The following is an 18,601-nucleotide window of genomic DNA, read 5'->3' as shown; positions in this document are numbered from 1 at the left end:
ATAGCGCCGAACTTATGGAGCTATCTTATGAATCACGTAATAAAAACAGCAGCACTGAGTAGTGTTGCTTTTGCTTTGTTTGGCTGTAACCAAACGCAACAACCTCTTCAGGAATCCTTTGTATCACGACCAATCCAAGTAATTGAGGTATCTGGCGACAATTCAACGCTGGAAAAATCATTCAGTGGGATTGTCGAAGCCAAAGACATAGCGGCTCTCTCTTTCCGAGTACCGGGCACATTATCCAGCGTATTGGTAAAAAAAGGGGATCATGTCGAGAAAGGGCAAGTGATCGCTCGTCTTGATCCACATGACTACCAAGTGTCGCTAGATGAACTTGAAGCACGCATGTTAGAAGCAAAATCGGCTCATAAGTTAGCGAAAGCGGAGTTAAAGCGTGTTAGACAAGCCACATCGGAAGATGCCATTGCAAGCGTGAACCTTGACCGTGCGATCAGCAACTACGAACGCAGTGTGTCGTCGGTGAAAGTGGTTGAGAAAAATATTCAACGTGCGAAAGACTCACTGGGTTACACCGAGTTACGCGCTCCGTTCTCTGGCATCATTGGCGAAGTCAACGTAGAACAATTTGAGCAAACCAGTCCGGGACTATCGGTTGTGACGCTACAGCAGGATGGAAACTGGGAAGTCGATATCGATGTACCAGAGAACATGATTCAAGATTTCTCCTTAGGTCAAGATGCTGCGTTAACCTGGTATGGTACAGAACAATCCTATAGCGCTATTGTCAGTGAAATTGCACCTAAGAAACACATGCTGAAACAAACCTATACCGTGACTTTAGATGTCGACTCAGCATCTACCGACTTGTTTAACGGTAAAGCGGTGACGGTGAATACCCACTTCACGCAACAGGCATCGAGTCACTGTTTCCCTTACTCTGCCGTATTGGGCGAAAAAGCTAGCCTGCACGTCAATGTCGTACGCGACCAAATTGTACACGAAGAACCCGTGAATCTGGAATCAATCGACGCCTATCAAGCATGTGTCACTGGCAACTTTGTGCAAGGTGACTATGTCGTCGTCAGTGGCAGCCACTACCTGAGCGAGGGTGACGTCACCCCAACGCTAACCATCAAGACCCTATAGGTGCGACTCCATGATCAATTTAGCTGAATTCGCTATTCGTCAGCGCAAATTCGTACTCTTCTTCATCGTATTAAGTGTGATTGCGGGTATCTATTCATACTTTGACTTAGGTAAGTTGGAAGACCCAAGCTTTACAGTAAAAACAGCCGTTGTTGTCACGCTCTACCCAGGCGCTTCGGCAGAAGAAGTCGAACAACAAGTGACCGACACCATCGAAACCAAATTGCAGGAAATGGCTGAGCTCGATAAGTTACGTTCTCTCTCTCGTCCAGGTCTTTCGATGGTGTTTGTCGACCTCAACGAGAGCCTCAATTCCAAAGGACTCCCTCAGCAGTGGGATTTACTGAGACGAAAAGTCGAGGACGTGAAACTCCAACTGCCATCTTCAGCTCAAATCAGCATTGTGCAGGATGAGTTTTCGGAAGTGTATGGCATGCTTTTCTCCATCCACAGTAAAGATGCCGCTCCAGAAGAGCTACGTCGTTACGCGGAAGAGTTACAACGTCAAATCAAAGCCGTTGATGGGATCAAAAAAATCGAACTGCATGGCGTACAACCGCGTGTGGTTAACATAGACATGCCTGACGAACGTCTGGCGCAGTACGGTCTGTCTATTGCTCAGGTTTGGAATCAGCTTAACTCGCAAAACACCACCTTTGAAGCGGGCAAATTTGATGCGGGCACTGAACGTATTCGCATCGCGCAAACCAGTGAGTTTCAGTCTCTGGAAGACATCCGCAATCTGGTGATCAATGGCGGTACCGGTGACCTTGGCTCTGGCTTAATCCGATTGGGCGATATCGCCGATATTACCATGGGCTACCAAACACCAGCCTTGTCAGAGAATCGCTACAACGGTGAACCCGCCGTGACTCTGGCGGTTAGTCCCGTTGAGGGCATCAACGTGGTCTCTCTTGGCGATACGATTCAAGACATCATTGCTAATTACCAAGCGTCACTTCCACTGGGAGTCGATATTTCAACGGTCGCCTATCAGCCAGAAGAAGTGCAAAAGTCGATTGATGACTTCGTGGGTAACTTGCTTGAGAGTGTGCTGATTGTTTTTGTGGTATTGCTCGTCTTTATGGGCTTTAAGAGTGCAACCATTGTTGGAGCGAGCTTACTACTGACAATTTTGCTGACGTTGAGCTACATGAACATTGCAGGCATTGATTTGCACCGAGTTTCGCTCGGTACGTTTATCCTTGCTCTGGGTATGCTGGTAGATAACGCCATTGTTATCACCGATATGATGATAGTGAAACTCAACAAGGGCATTGAGCGCACTCGCGCAGCGATTGATTCAGTCAAAGAAACCGCGATACCACTACTAGGCGCAACGGTGATTGCGATAATGGGCGCCAGTCCGGTTCTATTCTCAAAGACAGATTCTGCAGAATTCGCCAGCTCGGTATTTTACATTATGGCGTCTTCACTGCTGCTTTCATGGATTGTGGCAATGACTTTTACCGTGCTGATGGTTTGGATGTTCGTTAAACCAAAAGCGGTAAAAGAAGAATCCAAACCAAGCCGTTATAAGCAATTGGTCTTTTGGACAGTCGACAACCCAGTTAAAGCGTTATCAGCGTTAGTTCCACTGATCATTGCGACGGCATTAGCGGTCCCTTATGTGGCAGTGAACTTCATTCCGCAATCTGATCGCTCAATTGTGTTCTTAGATTACTGGTTGCCAAATGGTGCGAAGATCGAACAAACCTCGGCAGATATGCGCAAGGTCGAGAAATGGCTGGTCGAACAGCCAGAAGTCGAAAGTATCTCAAGCTATATCGGAACAAGTGCCCCACGTTTCTCTGTAACGGTAGAGCCCGAGCCACTTGACCCTGCATATGGTCAGGTACTGATTAACACCAAAGACTACCCGGGCATCAGCAGCTTAGTTGCTCGCGGTGATGAATGGCTTAAAAATGAGTTTCCGAATGCAGAACCTCGTTTCCGCGCCCTGAAACTCGCAACAAAAGACAAGTTTGCTGTAGAAGCCCGCTTTTCTGGACCTGATGAGGACGTATTGCATCAATTAGCCGCAAAAGCGAAGACGATTTTTGCCTCTCTCCCAGATGCAAAATACATCCGCGACGATTGGCGCCAAGAAAGCAAGGTGCTCAAGCCAACCCTAAATCAGGACAAGATGCGTCACGCTGGCATCAATCGTACAGACGTAGCATTCGCATTGAAACGCGCTTCGGACGGTATGCCGTTGGGTCAGATGAACCTTAATGACGAGCTTATCCCAATCCAATTGCGTGGTACTTCGCAGACTATGGCTTCGCTAGAAACGTTGCCAGTACGTTCGCTGATAGGGTTCAGCAGCGTTCCGCTTGGTCAGATCGTCGATGGTTTTGAGCTCGTCACCGAAGAGAGCATGATTTGGCGTCGTGACCGCGTGAAAACCATAACGGTTCAGGCAGGAGTTAACCGAGAGTCAACGCCAGCCAACGTTAGAAACGCGATTAAAGATCAAATTGAAGCGATTGAACTGCCTTCTGGCTACAGCATGGAATGGGGCGGTGAATACTATGATGAAAACAAATCCGTCACGGACATCATGAAGCAGCAACCGAAAGCCATGCTGATCATGGTGATCATTCTGGTGGCAATGTTTAACGGCTTCAAACAGCCAATCATCATCTTGGCGACTCTGCCATTGGCAGCGTCAGGGGCGGCTTTTGCTCTGCTCGGGTTTGATAAACCATTTGGTTTTATGGCGATAATCGGTGCGATTACGTTAACGGGGATGATCATTAAAAACGGAATCGTATTAATGGATCAAATTGAGCTGGAACGAGCAAACGGTATGAACCTGTCAGACGCTATTAAAGAAGCGACAGTGAACCGAACCATGGCGATCTCGATGGGCGCATTAACAACGGCGCTGGGCATGATTCCGCTACTTTCGGATCTGCTGTTTGACCAAATGGCAGCAACCATCATCGGTGGTTTAGCAGCGGCAACGGTATTGTCTTTGTTCGTAATGCCTGCACTTTATCGCCTTGCTTACAAAGACAAAGAGCCAATAACCCAAACCAACACTAAGCCACAGGAGGCGTCATCATGAAAAAATTCATCCTTGCGCCAATTGTTCTGGCACTGAGTTTAACTGGTTGTGCGGTGGGTCCCGATTATCAGGGTCCAACCACCAGCATTGCAGAGACTTACCTTAACAGCCAGGACTCGGGGCTAAGCACCGAGTCGCAAACCATTCAGTTTTGGTGGACGGAATTCAACGACCCAATCTTAAATCAACTGGTTCAAGATATGCAGAGTCAAAGTATTCCGCTTAAAGTCGCCGCGGAGCGTGTAAAAATGGCCAACAGCTATAAGACGATGGTGGAATCGTTTAAAGTGCCGACCATCAGTCTCAGCGCGGGCTATATGAATTATCGGTTCAGCAAGAATGACTCATCAATGGGCCCAATTTTAAATCCGTTAAGTGATTCGGTATCAGGCTTACCGCCACAAGTTGGCAATGTCACCTTGATGGATAATCAGCACGATGGTGTCTTTGCCGGAGCGAATATCTCGTGGGAGATGGATTTATTTGGGCGAATTGACCGTCAAGCGAATGCGGCGCAAATTCGCCTGGAGCAAGCTGAAATTTATCAAAGTGGCTTAACCACGGTGATTACGGCTGATTTAATTCATAACTACCTTCAGTACCAAGGTGCGAGCGAACGCCTTGAACTGGCGAAGTCAAACTTAGACGATCAGAAACGTACAATGAACCTGGTCGAGAAAGTGGTGCAAAGCGGCTATGGCTCTGACCTTGATTTAGCACAAGCGAAAGCAACGCTCGCAGCCATGGAGGCGATCATTCCTCAGCTAGAAATTGCTCAACAAACGCATAAACATCGTATTACGGTGCTACTTGGCGAACCACTGACAAAGGTTGAAACTCGTTTGGCACAAAGCCATGGTGTGCCGAGCATGCAGAATATGGTGCCCGTCGGTTTACCCTCGGATTTATTGAAGCGCCGTACCGATATTCGTCTGGCTGAGCGTGAAATGGCTGCATTGAATGAAGAACTCGCGGCTAGTATTGCCGATCAATACCCTAAGTTTTTCTTAACGGGAGCTCCGGGCTTGTCCGCATCGAGCTTTGATGATCTGTTCAGTAGTGACTCTTTCGGCTGGATGGGCGCTGCAGGCGTAAGTTGGAACTTGTTTGACGGCGGGCGTGGGGAAGCAATTGAAGCCATTAACCAAGCACGATTTGATTCGGCGACATTGTCTTATCAGCATACGGTGGATGCAGCATTGGCGGAAACTGAATCAACACTGTTCGCCTACGGCAGAAGTCAGGAGAACCAGCGTCGAGTCAATGATGCGCTGAAGGCGACGGATAACGCAGTGAGCAAAGCGAAGTCACTTTACCGCGCTGGTCTGATTGACCATTTATCGGTGTTAGACGCTCAGCGCCAGCAACGAATGATGCAAGACCGACGTGTCGCGGCAAAACTACAAACGGCGCAAGCGACGATTGCGCTTTACAAATCGCTTGGTGGGAATTGGACACTCAATCAGCCGACCAACTCAGAAGGTTGATTGCCCGTCAACGTTGATTCTTCGAACTAACTGGAATCAGACTCCATTTGTCCATAAAGAGGTTGCTTCAGTAACCTCTTACTTTACGCCTACAAAACTACTATTAATCCGATAACTGCCCAAATAACCACACACCTCGTGGTTATTTGGGTATATAATACCGACCCTGAAATATTTTGTTACGTTACTTAAGTAACACTTGAGAATAAACATGAACAACAGCAGATGGTTCGGCTTATTGAGCGGCGTGATCTTTCTCCTTAGCACAGTGCTGCTTTTTGGGTCTTCGGTCCATATTGCTTGGTACGACTTTCCTGTGGAAGCGGTCAACGGCATTGCGTTTACATTCGCCTTTGGCATTGGCCTTAACCGAACTCTCGCCTACACCGCAGCGTCAATGACACTCGCTGCTCTATTTTACATCGGTTATGTGTTTGGTTATCGCATACATCAAAAGCTAAGAGAATCCTCTTAACTTCAACGTCATCTACTCCAAAAATCAGTGTCTTGGCTGATACACGAACAATGAACTTAAATCTACGGTTAAATTCATTATCTCGACATGCTAATATCTGCGACTTTTTGAAGTCCTTCACACTTTTCATTGACTGGATGTGAGGGGAAATACACGGCCTCCGAGCCCTCAAAAGCGAAGTACTTATGTCAAATATGACGAATACCGCCTCCCATGCTCCTGTTCAGGAAGCAGACTATGCCGCGATCCACCCTCCGTCCCTAATTAAGCGACTCGAACTCACTAACCCAGTATTTTGGTTAAGTGGTAGCTTTCTTACTCTGTTCGTTCTGCTAGCTCTGACGAGTACAGACTCTCTAACCGCAATGGTTAACAATGGCTTTGGATTTGCCACAAAATATTTCGGCGCTTACTGGCAGGTATTGCTTCTTCTCAATTTTTTAATTGGTTTGGCTCTCGCTTTTGGACGTACTGGTGATGTACGTTTAGGAAGTTTAGCGGAACCAGAAATCGATAATTTCAAATGGCTATCGATTGTACTCTGCACCCTACTCGCTGGTGGCGGTGTTTTTTGGGCAGCGGCTGAGCCTATCGCCCATTTCGTTACTGCTCCACCACTCTATGGTGACGCCTCTCCCAAAACCGCCGCAATCAATGCGTTATCTCAGTCCTTTATGCATTGGGGTTTCTTAGCCTGGGCGATCCTTGGTGGCCTTTCCTCTATTGTTTTGATGCACCTCCACTACGACAAGGGGCTACCATTAAAACCACGTACTCTGCTGTACCCTGTTTTAGGCGATAAAGCCATCAATGGCTGGATTGGTAACTTAGCTGATGCGTGCAGTATCATCGCGGTAGCCGCTGGCACGATCGGTCCTATTGGTTTTCTTGGCCTACAAATCAGTTACGCCCTGAATTCACTATTTGGATTGCCAGATACCTTCTTTACGCAGAGCATGGTGATCATTGCTGCCATTCTGATGTACACCCTTTCCGCGCTAAGTGGCGTAAGTAAAGGCATTCAAATTGTCAGTCGTTACAACATCATCTTATCCGTTGTTTTGATTGGATATATTTTGGCCGTAGGCCCAACCACGTTTATTGTCGACGGCTATGTCCAAGGTATTGGCCGTTTGGTAGATAACTTCTTTCCAATGGCACTCTACCGTGGTGACACAGACTGGTTAAGCTGGTGGACCGTTTTCTTCTGGGGTTGGTTTATTGGTTATGGCCCAATGATGGCGATCTTTATTGCGCGTATCTCTCGTGGTCGCACGATCCGTCAATTAATAATGTCAATTAGCATTGCTGCACCGCTCATCACCTGCTTCTGGTTCAGCATTGTTGGCGGTAGTGGACTGGCGTTTGAGTTAAGCAATCCAGGTGTAATTTCATCCGCTTTCGAAGGCTTCAATCTTCCTGCTGTATTACTGGCGATCACATCAGAACTGCCATTCCCGATGATCATTTCGGTGCTTTTCCTTATTTTAACCACGACCTTCATTGTCACCACTGGTGACTCGATGACGTACACCATCAGCGTTGTAATGACAGGCTCTACGGAACCTAACGCGATAATTCGTACGTTTTGGGGCTTGATCATGGGCTTAGTAGCGATTGCTCTGATTTCGATGGGATCAGGTGGCATCTCGGCGTTGCAGTCCTTCATCGTGATTACCGCAGTGCCAGTATCTTTGATCATATTGCCAAGTATTTGGAAAGCACCAAGCATTGCAAAGCAGATGGCGAAAGAGCAAGGTTTAACTTAGTTGCTTAATTTATGATTCCCGGTAATTTTTTGAAAAATATCGGGAATCTCTTACTCACTCCACGCTGTCAATGCGTATTCTCACCGCATCCGGACGCCAGTACTCCAGTTCACAGTCCATCAACTCCCCATCTTGGTTGTAGTTCACCCGACAGATTTTAAGAACAGGCTGCCCTTCAGCCAGATTCAGGGGCTTTGCAACATGAGCAGGGGCTGACGTTGGAATCACATCAAATCGGGAGCGTTTGGTTTCAATTCCAAATTTTTCCCGATAGATACCAGTCAGTGACAAGGTCAGGTTTTCCGCTAAGATTCCCTCAAACAATTCCGCCTTCAGGACATTTTCTACAAACAGCACCGCGCGGCCATCAATATGGCGTAATCGCTCGATAATATAAATTGGCGTGATCTGTTCGACTTCTAAAACCTTGGCATACTCACCAGACACCATTTCACTGCGCACATGGATTAACTTGGTTTCCGCTATGCGATTCTGTTCGCGAACCATTTGATGAAAATGTGCGCGGGACAATGGGTTGTAGCATACTCTTGAGGGAGACACATACCAGCCTCGTCGCTCCTCCCGGTAGATGATTCCCTCTGTTTCTAACGAAACTAAAGCATCCTTAATGGTGATTCTGGTCGTTGAAAAAAGCTCGCTTAATTCGCGCTCTGACGGCAATTTTTGCCCTTGCACGAGAATTCCTGAATGAATTTGTTCACGAAGCGTCGCTCTAATTTTTCCTAGTTGCGTACTTGACTGTTTTCCCGAGTAAGAGGTGACCAATGTATTCATTGTTGATCTAGTCCACAGATTATTTGATGGACAAGATAGGTCAGTTGGATAACAAAAATATGACAGCCAACAACTGGTTAGCCTGCATGCAGGTGAAATATAACTGCCACAGAAATTCAGCATAACTGTCAAATTATCTGCGCTAAATCGTCACACTCCATCCATAGGATAACAATCGAACTTACTGACCTAGTCCAGAAGGATGGAGACAATGAAAACTTTGCTTAGCCGTTCCGCTGTAGCATCAGCCACTCTGATTGCAGCAACACTATCTGCCTCTGCGTTTTCCGCAACACAAGACAAAGACGCCAACCTAGACACATTGGTAAAAGCTGCTCAACAAGAAGGCGCGGTTTACAGTGTGGGTATGCCTGGTAGTTGGGCAAACTGGAAAGACACATGGGCGGACTTGCAATCAAACTACGGTTTGAAGCACCAGGATACGGACATGAGCTCAGCTCAGGAGATCGCAAAATTTGAAGCTGAGAAGAAAAATGCGACTGCGGACATTGGTGATGTGGGTTTTGCCTTTGCGCGAGTAGCGGTAAAAAAAGGGGTAACACAGCCATATAAACCAACAACTTGGAACGATATCCCTGATTGGGCAAAAGATAAAGATGGTCACTGGGCACTTGCTTATACTGGCACAATCTCTTTCATCTCAAACAATAACCTAGTGAAAAACGCACCAAAAACCTGGGATGACCTACTAAAGGGCGACTACAAAGTAACGGTCGGTGATGTCGGTGTGGCCGCACAAGCCAACAATGCAATACTTGCGGCAGCGTTTGCCCATGGTGGTGACGAGTCAAACTTAACACCAGCTATCGAGTATTTTGCAAAATTAGCCAAGCAAGGTCGTTTGTCATTTACGGACCCAAGCATTGCAAACCTTGAAAAAGGTGAAGTCGAAGTTGCTATCCTTTGGGATTTTAACGCGTTGAACTACCGTGACCAGATTGACCGCGACCAATTTACCGTAAACATTCCTCAAGACGGTTCTGTGGTTTCGGGCTACACAACCATCATCAACAAATACGCGAAGAACCCGAATGCAGCGAAGCTAGCACGTGAATACATCTTCAGTGACCAAGGTCAGATAAACCTTGCAGAAGGTTATGCACGTCCGATTCGCAGCAACATCACCCTACCAAAATCCATTCAGGACAAGTTGATCTCTAACGACCAGTACACGAATGCTAAACCGGTTACGGATTTCTCTGCATGGGAAAAATCGGCACGTAAACTGCCGCGCCAATGGCAAGAGAACGTACTGATTCATCAGCAGTAATACCAAGCAAGAAGTAACGAGAAAATATCATGAGCAATAAGGTTATCCTTGTTGTTCTCGATGGACTGAATTATCAGGTAGCCCGTGATTGTATGGGCTACCTCAACGGTCTGTTAGAGCAACAACGCGCAACACTGTATCCAGTGCAATGTGAACTACCTTCGATGTCCCGCCCACTTTACGAGTGCATCCTAACTGGTGTTCGTCCGATTGATAGCGGCATCGTCAACAATCATATCGTTCGTTTGTCTAATCAGGATTCAATCTTCAGCTTGGCCAAGTCTCAAGGCAAAGTGACCGCAGCAGCAGCTTATCACTGGGTGAGCGAGCTTTATAATCGTGCCCCATATAACGCCGTCCGTGACCGCTTCACCAATGATGAAACACTGAATATCCAACATGGCTGTTTTTATCACTGGGACCAGTACCCTGATGAAGCTCTGTTTTTAGATGCTGAACATTTACGCCGTGCGCATCAGCCGGACTTCTTGCTGATTCACCCAATGAACATTGATGATACGGGCCACAAATTCGGCTTAGATTCTCGTCAATACCGCAATTGTGCGCGCGGCGCAGACATCATCCTTTCCAACTACATCGATCAGTGGCTTGCCGATGGTTACCAGATCATCGTGACCAGCGATCATGGCATGAACAACGATTTATCTCATGGCGGCGTACTGCCAGAAGAGAGAGAAGTACCGCTGTTTGTGATTGGCGATACGTTCACCCACCAAGATTGTCACGTTAAACAAACTGAGATTTGTGGCTCGGTTTGTCAGCTTCTCAACCTTGACCACTCGAAACCTTATACTCAGGAATTGTTAGCACTATGAGCAGTTCTGCCATCTCATCAACAACCAATAATGAAAGCACGAACAAGCGTCGAATGAGTTGTTGGTTAAAACGGAGTAAGCCTGCATTGTGGCTTGCGCCCTTCGCTCTGTTTTTCTACCTGTTTCAGCTTGCACCGATTGTTTGGGTGCTGATTAACAGCTTTATTTACGACGGCGAGTTCGCGTTCGATAACTATCTGGAAGTGTTTGATTCAACCTTCATGATGCAAGCTTTTGGCAACAGCTTATGGCTCTCATTTTGGTCGAGCATTGTTGGGTTACTGGTTGCAACCGTACTGGTTTCTTCATTACGTCGTGTCGATTCAAAAATCCGTGACGGTGTCATTGCCTTTACCAACATGAGCAGCAACTTCGCTGGCGTGCCTTTGGCGTTCGCATTCATCATCATTTTAGGCACAAACGGTGCGGTCACTTTACTGCTTAAACAATACGGTTTGCTCGGCGATTTCGACCTCTATGGCAAATGGGGATTGATGGCGATTTACATCTACTTCCAGATCCCATTAGCAGTATTGTTGCTCTACCCTGCATTCGATGCCCTAAGTGACGATTGGCAAGCGGCAGCAGCATTGCTTGGCGCAAAAACCTCACAATACTGGATACGCATCGCCTTGCCCGTGCTTTCTCCTGCGCTGCTGGGTACGTTAATCATCCTGATCGCAAATGCCGTTGGCGCTTATGCCAGTGTGTATGCGTTAACTTCCGGGAACTACAACCTCATCACCATTCGCATTGCGAGCTTGGTCTCGGGCGATCTGTTCCTTGAACCTAATCTCGCCGCAGCAATCTCGGTTATTTTGATGGCAATGCTGGCCTTTATCACTGTGATTAACCAATGGCTCATTACTAAGAGCTACGCAGGTAAACAAGCTAATGCAAAACGTTAATACTCGCTTCCACAAAACCGTGGTGTACTCCATTGTCGGCATTATGCTGATCCCAATATTGGCAACCTTCGTCTATTCGATATCTTCCCGCTGGGGAGCGACGATTCTGCCGGACGGATTTACGCTGGATTGGTACATCAAACTGCTGACCGATCCACGCTTCCTGCAAGCTTTTGGTCGCTCTCTATTTGTCTGTATTTCAGCACTGGCACTGAGTGTTGTTCTGATTCTGCCTGCGATTTTTGTGGTGTTTTACTACTTCCCAAAATTCGACAAACTGATGAATATTCTGATATTGCTTCCGTTTGCTGTACCGCCAGTGGTGTCGTCGGTTGGCCTTCTGCAACTTTATGCCAACAGCGACATTTCCTTAATTGGTACGCCTTGGATTTTGATTGGCACTTACTTCACTATCGCTTTACCTTTCATGTATCGAGCGATTTCAAACAGCTTCGAAGCCATCAACCTGCATGACTTGATGGACGCTGCGCATTTACTTGGTGCAAGCACAACCAAAGCATTTTTACTGATCATTTTGCCAAACTTGAAGAAAGGCTTAATGGCGTCGCTGTTTCTCTCTTTCTCCTTCCTGCTAGGTGAATTTGTGTTTGCCAATATTCTAGTCGGCACACGCTATGAAACTTTACAGATCTACTTGTACAACATGCGTCAGACAAGCGGGCACTTTACGTCTGCGTTGGTCATGACCTATTTCTTATTTATTTTCTTACTGACTTGGCTGGCAAGTCGTTTCAGTCGAGGCGCTAAATCATGAGCTACGTAACCGCAAAAAACCTAACCAAACGTTTTGGTGAGAATACCGTATTTGAAGGTATCCAATTCACTATCGAGCAAGGCGAGTTCATTACTCTTCTTGGCCCAAGCGGATGTGGCAAATCCACTCTTCTCCGCAGCCTGGCGGGGCTTAATCCTGTTGAAGGTGGGGAAATTTTGGTTAACGGTGAGGATATCACCCACCAAGTACCGCAAGAACGCGGCATCGGCATGGTGTTTCAGTCTTATGCTCTGTTTCCCAATATGACGGTTGAAGGAAACATTGCGTTTGGCCTGAAAATGAAGAAACTCGCCGCGGAAGACATCCAGCGTGAAGTGGCGAAAGTGATTGAGTTGGTAGACCTGAAAGGCAAAGAAAAGCAGTACCCGCATCAACTTTCAGGTGGGCAGCGTCAGCGCGTAGCATTAGCACGTGCCTTGGTCGTGAAACCACGTATTCTGCTGCTAGACGAACCTTTGTCAGCTCTGGATGCTAAAATCCGTAAGCACCTTCGCCAGCAAATTCGCGATATCCAGAAAGAGATGAACCTGACAACTATCTTCGTTACCCATGACCAAGAAGAGGCCATGATCATGTCTGATCGCATCTTTCTGATGAATAAAGGGGAAATCGTTCAGACTGGTACGCCCGAAGAGATTTACACGCAACCAGCCAACGAGTTTGTTGCCGGTTTTATGGGACACTACAACCTGGTAGAAGCCGACCACGCCAAACAGCTTTTTAATATCAATACTCAAAGCAAAGTAGCTATTCGCCCTGAGTCCATTTATGTCAAAGAGCAAGGCCGTCAGTATGGTAATCACATTTCCGCACCACAAAGCGGTACTATTAAAAATCACCAGTTATTGGGTAATGTGATCCGCTATCAGGTGCACGTTAACGAGTGCGAACTCACCGTTGATTTACTCAACCGTTCATCTGAGCGACTATTAGCAAATGGCAGCCAGTTAGAACTACTCTTTAACCTAAACGAAATTCAACCAGTGAGAGCTTAAGATGTCCAAACCTTTGTATGTTTTTGATATGGACGAAACCTTAATCAACGCTGACTGCGCGATGATTTGGAACGCATTTTTGGTCGAAAAAGGCATTGCGACACAGCCTAACTTCATCGAAGAAGATCATCGCCTCATGAAGCTCTACGCAGAGGGGAAAATGGACATGGAAGACTACCTTGAGTTTTGCATGGCACCACTTTCCGACATGCCTATCGAGCAAGTAAAAACCTTGGTTGCAGAGTGTGTAGACGAGCAGATTCTACCCAAGCAGTTTAAAGAGTCCAAAACGTTAATCGAGCAACTCACCCGTGATGGTATTGATATGGTGATCATTTCCGCCAGTGTAACTTTCTTAGTCGAAGCAGTAGGGCAACGTTTGGGAATTCCAACTGCACTTGGCATCGACTTGATTGAGCAAAAAGGCACTTATAGCGCTGCAATTTCGGGCATACCTAGCTATCGAGAAGGTAAGGTTACCAGACTGCAAAAATGGTTAGAGGAGCAGTCAGAGTCGTATTCAGAAATTCACTTTTATACGGATTCGATCAACGACTTACCGCTCTGTCAGCACGCAGACTACGCCTATCTGGTCAATCCATGTCCTCGCCTGAGAGAGCATGCAAACCAGCCAAACTGGACGGTATTAAGTTGGAATTAGATAACCATATTTGGATGATATTTCACCTCAAGCCAACCAAAAAGAGCAGTACGGAAACTGCTCTTTTTCTTCGCGTAAAATAGCCTAAGCATCCGCAAGATGAATGCGTCACAGCCAAAACATGCTGTTAACAAAATCAATCAATTTAGTCGCTTTACGCAGGAGAAATATAACCCATCACCATACACAACTGAACTCACATAAATAAAAAACACAATTAATATACCGTTTACAAATCGAAATGTTATCAAAACCTTAGCCTTAGCCTTAGCCTTAGCACACACAAAATACAGAACAACAACATATTCGCAATTATAGGTAACAATAATGAAATCATTGATTGAGAAATTAACATTTCAACAATCGTTACAACAATGTTAACTTTAGCCCAGTTGGTCGCGCTGGTGGTAAGCCTCTCACCAAGCTATTGTCAGTTTTATAAGGATGTTTGACCATCTCCATAATGAATAGACACCGAATTTGGTGCCCTTTTTCGCCCGCAAAGACTTTCCTTTGCGGGCTTTTTTCTGCCTGCTATTTAGCGATAGACACAAAAAAGCCAGCTTTTATAAGCTGGCAAGTAGAGCAACAAGATCAGCGCCTACTGCTAACTAGCGCTGAACATGTATTAGTCGTCATTCTTTATTTTGACAAAGGCCACTCAGAAACTATGACTTACTCGCTTCTGATTTTTGGCACGCAACCTTTACCAATTGTGCCTGTTCTTCTTTAATACGTTTAACGATTCGTGCATCTTGAGCATCAATCTCGTCCGTATTCATTTGCTGAACATCTGCTATCGCTTCGTGCTTCATTGCAGTAAAGTCTTGGCGTAAATCAGAGCTCCACTCCTCCTTGTCTAACGTGTTAGCAGCAGCGATTGGTGATGACATTACAGCAATAAGACCAAGAGTAGAAAGAAATACGCTTTTCATAGCAAGCTCCTTGAGGATTAGCAGTTTATTTTGGGTACGTGTTTTACATTGCACGTACGATGCCAACTTATTAACCCCATAATTTCAGTAACTTACTAAACTTTATATTTTATCACTGAAACCTTCATGGTAAATTTCGCACACTGAATGTTAAATTTGCCATGACTATATTTTCTTTTTATTCTATTCATTAAAGCTATAGCACAAATAATCCTTTCTCGTACTTTTGTGGCTGCTGCTATTGGAGAAAATAAAAAGAGCAGCCCGAAAGCTGCTCTTTTTATTATTAACGGAAAAGTAACTTAGTTAGAAGTATTAACGTGAGCTTCTGTCGCCTCATCCTGCTTTATGAAACGAGCAAACATGCGAGAGAAAAAGCGCTTAATCGCTCTGAAGATGTTCTTGATGTCCTCTAACATCAGATACAAACAAGGCACCAATACTAACGTCAATATCGTCGCATAAAGCACTGCGAAGCCTAACGCGGCCGCCATAGGAATGACGAAGCGCGCCTGTAAACTCGTCTCGAACATAATAGGCAGAACACCAGCAAACGTCGTAATTGAAGTTAGAGTGATCGCGCGAAAACGTGCACACCCCGCCTCAACAACCGCTTGTTTAATATTCATCCCTTTTTCTCGAACTTGGTTTACATAGTCCGTCATGACAAGCGAGTCATTAATTACCACGCCCGCAGCCGCAATAAGGCCAAATGTCGACATCATACTGATGTCTAAGCCCAGCCAGAAATGCCCCCAAATCGCGCCCGTCAAACTGAAAGGAATCACCGACATCACAATCAGCGGCTGCGTGTAACTCTTCAGTGGCACCGCAAGTAGGATATAAACGATGATCATCCCGGCAATAAAGAAGAGAATCTGCTCGTTGCGCTGCGCAGCTTGCTCCTCGATGTCCCCACCCAACTCAGTTTTAACACTTGGGTACTGTTCCTTCATATCGGGCATGATGCTTTCATCGATGATTTTCACCACTTCTTCTGGCTCAATCAGCTCTTCATCAATGGAACCATAAACGTAAACCGTTTGATATCCGCCCTCACGACGAATCGTGCTCACGCCCGGTTGTTCATTGATTTGGACTACATCACCCAGCATGACTTTTTTACCTGCTGGCGTTGTGATGACGGCATAGCGCAGCGATGAGAAGGCTTCACGCGTTAATTGCGGATAACGAACCATCACTTTGATTTCTTCGCCGTCACGGATCAATCGCTGTGCTTCACCACCATAGAAACTGCCACCCACTTGCTGAGCAATCATGGTGAGATCCAAACCAAGATCGTAGGCAACAGGCGCTAGCGAAAGAAGCACTTCTTTACTACCTGAATCAATCGAAGATGAAATATCGTACAGACCGTCCTGCTGCTGCAGTCGGTCAATTAAATAACGTCCCGCTTCATTCAGCTCATTGATATTCGAGCCAAACAACAGATATCCGAATTCATCTCGATCACCACCACCCGCACTCTGATCACGAATTTTAATGCTCTTCATTCCCGGTATGGTTGGCATAGCTTCACGCCAACGACGGGCAAGTTCGAACGTGTTGAAAGGACGCAGTTCCTCATCAACAAGCGGAGCCAGAACACGGCCTTCGGTACGGCTTCCGTTGTACGAAAGGACATCACGAATCATTCCCTGACCATGCTCTTCGATAGTCTGAGCTTCGACCTCCTGCATGACACGCTCTATAGTTTTGAGTGCACCAATGGTCTGCTCGCTCGATACGGTATCATTCATTTCAATCGTGATAGACGGATAGTCGGTCGGTACCTTCGGGTTGGGAATGACACGTACGTAGTTTGAGTTTACTAAAGCGGCGCTGATTGCCAGTAAACCACAGAACACGGCGAAAACACTCCAACGCCAATGAGTACACAGAGTGACAAAACGGCGATAAGTACCTTTAACAAAGCCAAAGAAGCGCGTATTGAAACGATCTCGCCATCCACCAACCTTAATCGGTTTGAAATGCGTGTGCGCAAGGTGGGCAGGCAAGATTAGCTTTGACTCAATCAGACTAAAAATTAGACATAAGATAACTACGCCTGCAATGCCGTAGAAAAATGCGCTATCAATACCGCTAGAGAGTAAGAAAGGAGCAAATACAGCGATGGTCGTCAGGACACCAAATGTCGCGGGCGTCGCGACACGTTTAACACCACGTACAACGTTCTCGACACCTCCACCGTTTGCCTCAATTTCAGTGTAGGCGCTTTCTCCCATGACGATGGCATCATCAACGACGATTCCCAAAACCATAATAAAGGCAAATAGAGAGACAATATTCACGGTAATGCCTAACGCGGGCATTAACATGACCGCACCAAGGAAACATACCGGTAAGCCAATCATAACCCACATGGCCAAGCGGAAGCGCAAGAAAATGCTCAGCATAATCGCCACCAGCGCCGCACCCTGCAACAGGTTTTTCAGCATCATGTCGAGACGACCGTTAAGGTAATAGGTCATGTCGACCAGAACCTTAAGCTGAACATCACTTGGCAGTGTTTTGTTTTTCGCCTCAATATATTTATGAACTGACTCAGCAACCGGAATAATATTCTGATCGCGCGTCGCTTTCACGGACATATAAGTCGCGTTTTGTCCCGAATACTCAAAGTAACGCTCTTCTTCAGTAAAGCCATCTTTGATTGTTGCAATATCCTGCAGCAGAACTTTCGCGCCGTTTGCCCCTAACTTCACCGGAATATTTCTGAACTCATCACCGTGGTAGTACTGGTTCTCAATACGTACTGCAATCATCCCAGAGTTGGTTTTGACTTCACCAGCAGAGAAGTTGGCAGAGTAACGTCGAATCGCGTCACTCACATCATTCAACGTGAGGTCGTACTTACGCAGCACAAGAGGATCGACTTCAATTGCAATCTCTTCTTCAGGTGCGCTTAAATATACCAACATGACGTTTTTCAGTTGCAGAAGCTCATCTTCAATTTGCTTTGCGATTGGCTTTAACTCTTCGAGTGACCTATCGCCAACGAGGACCATCTCAATCACTTCCTGACGCCACTCAACCTGATAGACATTAATTGGCTCCATACCTGCAGGTAAATTGGATAATGTATCAATCCGTTGATTCACATCATCAAGCACACGTTTGATGTCAGCATTTACGTCAACTTCGATGGAGACATAAGCACTGCCTCGACTTGCTCGGGCGACGACTTTCTTTATGCCCGTAACGTCTTTGATCGACTCTTCTACTTTGACGAGAATACTCTCCTCTATTTCCTGAGGAGAGGCACCAGGATAGGTTGCTCGTACATCAATGTAGTTAACTTCGATGTTAGGGAACATCTGTCTTTGAATGAATAGATAACTCACGATACCCATGATGATGATGAATACCATCAGCAGGTTTGCGGCCACAGGGTTATTCGCAAAATAGGCAATTAAGCCCTTTTGATTGGTCTGTTCCATGACAAACTC

At 46.2% G+C, this 18,601-nt stretch carries 14 protein-coding genes; 11 read left to right on the top strand and 3 right to left on the bottom strand.

Translation table 11 applies throughout. The features are described 5' to 3' along the window. Positions 1-27 precede the first annotated feature (27 nt). From L3V31_RS03020 to L3V31_RS03000, 5 genes are all read left to right on the top strand, one after another. Positions 28-1,110 carry an efflux RND transporter periplasmic adaptor subunit gene (locus L3V31_RS03020; protein WP_237314602.1) on the top strand — a complete coding sequence of 361 codons (1,083 nt, stop codon included), beginning with the start codon at positions 28-30 and terminating at the stop codon, positions 1,108-1,110. 10 nt (positions 1,111-1,120) lie between these two features. Then, positions 1,121-4,183, top strand: a complete 3,063-nt coding sequence (locus L3V31_RS03015; protein WP_237314601.1) for an efflux RND transporter permease subunit — start codon at positions 1,121-1,123, stop codon at positions 4,181-4,183. Next, positions 4,180-5,670 carry an efflux transporter outer membrane subunit gene (locus tag L3V31_RS03010; protein ID WP_237314600.1) on the top strand — a complete coding sequence of 497 codons (1,491 nt, stop codon included), beginning with the start codon at positions 4,180-4,182 and terminating at the stop codon, positions 5,668-5,670. The genes L3V31_RS03015 and L3V31_RS03010 overlap by 4 nt, the downstream gene beginning before the upstream one ends. Before the next feature lie 211 nt (positions 5,671-5,881). Further along, positions 5,882-6,145, top strand: coding sequence for a hypothetical protein (locus tag L3V31_RS03005; RefSeq protein WP_237314599.1), 264 nt, complete (start codon positions 5,882-5,884; stop codon positions 6,143-6,145). 185 nt (positions 6,146-6,330) lie between these two features. Continuing rightward, a complete protein-coding gene (locus L3V31_RS03000; RefSeq protein ID WP_237314598.1) occupies positions 6,331-7,914 on the top strand; it encodes a BCCT family transporter in 1,584 nt (527 codons plus the stop codon). A 54-nt stretch (positions 7,915-7,968) separates the two neighbouring features. Here L3V31_RS03000 and L3V31_RS02995 read toward each other — a convergent pair whose 3' ends face one another. Next, positions 7,969-8,709, bottom strand: coding sequence for a UTRA domain-containing protein (locus tag L3V31_RS02995; RefSeq protein ID WP_237314597.1), 741 nt, complete (start codon positions 8,707-8,709; stop codon positions 7,969-7,971). A 211-nt stretch (positions 8,710-8,920) separates the two neighbouring features. Here L3V31_RS02995 and L3V31_RS02990 point away from each other — a divergent pair, with 211 nt between their 5' ends. From L3V31_RS02990 to L3V31_RS02965, 6 genes are read left to right on the top strand one after another with little or no spacing between them, the layout of a single operon-like run. Then, the gene (locus tag L3V31_RS02990) at positions 8,921-10,000 is read left to right on the top strand and encodes an ABC transporter substrate-binding protein (protein WP_237314596.1); all 1,080 of its coding nucleotides are present in this window, start codon (positions 8,921-8,923) and stop codon (positions 9,998-10,000) included. Positions 10,001-10,029: 29 nt separating this feature from the next. Further along, on the top strand, positions 10,030-10,836 hold the full coding sequence (locus tag L3V31_RS02985; protein WP_237314595.1) for an alkaline phosphatase family protein: 807 nt from the start codon (positions 10,030-10,032) through the stop codon (positions 10,834-10,836). Then, positions 10,833-11,744: an ABC transporter permease subunit gene (locus L3V31_RS02980; RefSeq protein ID WP_237314594.1), complete on the top strand. Its 912-nt coding sequence runs from the start codon at positions 10,833-10,835 to the stop codon at positions 11,742-11,744. Before L3V31_RS02985 ends, L3V31_RS02980 begins: the two co-directional genes overlap by 4 nt. After that, positions 11,731-12,519 carry an ABC transporter permease gene (locus tag L3V31_RS02975; RefSeq protein ID WP_237314593.1) on the top strand — a complete coding sequence of 263 codons (789 nt, stop codon included), beginning with the start codon at positions 11,731-11,733 and terminating at the stop codon, positions 12,517-12,519. The genes L3V31_RS02980 and L3V31_RS02975 overlap by 14 nt, the downstream gene beginning before the upstream one ends. Beyond that, positions 12,516-13,535, top strand: a complete 1,020-nt coding sequence (locus L3V31_RS02970) for an ABC transporter ATP-binding protein (protein WP_237314592.1) — start codon at positions 12,516-12,518, stop codon at positions 13,533-13,535. The genes L3V31_RS02975 and L3V31_RS02970 overlap by 4 nt, the downstream gene beginning before the upstream one ends. A 1-nt stretch (position 13,536) precedes the next feature. After that, positions 13,537-14,196 carry an HAD family hydrolase gene (locus L3V31_RS02965; RefSeq protein WP_237314591.1) on the top strand — a complete coding sequence of 220 codons (660 nt, stop codon included), beginning with the start codon at positions 13,537-13,539 and terminating at the stop codon, positions 14,194-14,196. Between the two features lie 668 nt (positions 14,197-14,864). On the opposite strand, the gene L3V31_RS02960 is transcribed toward L3V31_RS02965, so the two are convergent. Further along, complete coding sequence (locus L3V31_RS02960) at positions 14,865-15,131, bottom strand: hypothetical protein (protein ID WP_237314590.1); 267 nt, start codon at positions 15,129-15,131, stop codon at positions 14,865-14,867. 302 nt (positions 15,132-15,433) lie between these two features. Beyond that, the gene (locus L3V31_RS02955; protein ID WP_237314589.1) at positions 15,434-18,592 is read right to left on the bottom strand and encodes an efflux RND transporter permease subunit; all 3,159 of its coding nucleotides are present in this window, start codon (positions 18,590-18,592) and stop codon (positions 15,434-15,436) included. Positions 18,593-18,601: the final 9 nt, after the last annotated feature.

Origin of the sequence: Vibrio sp. J1-1, assembly GCF_021728395.1 — a bacterium.
In the GTDB taxonomy this organism is placed as follows: Bacteria; Pseudomonadota; Gammaproteobacteria; order Enterobacterales; family Vibrionaceae; genus Vibrio.
The sequence above is the reverse complement of the archived record's forward strand: the minus strand, read 5'-3'. Positions and strand labels throughout refer to the sequence as shown.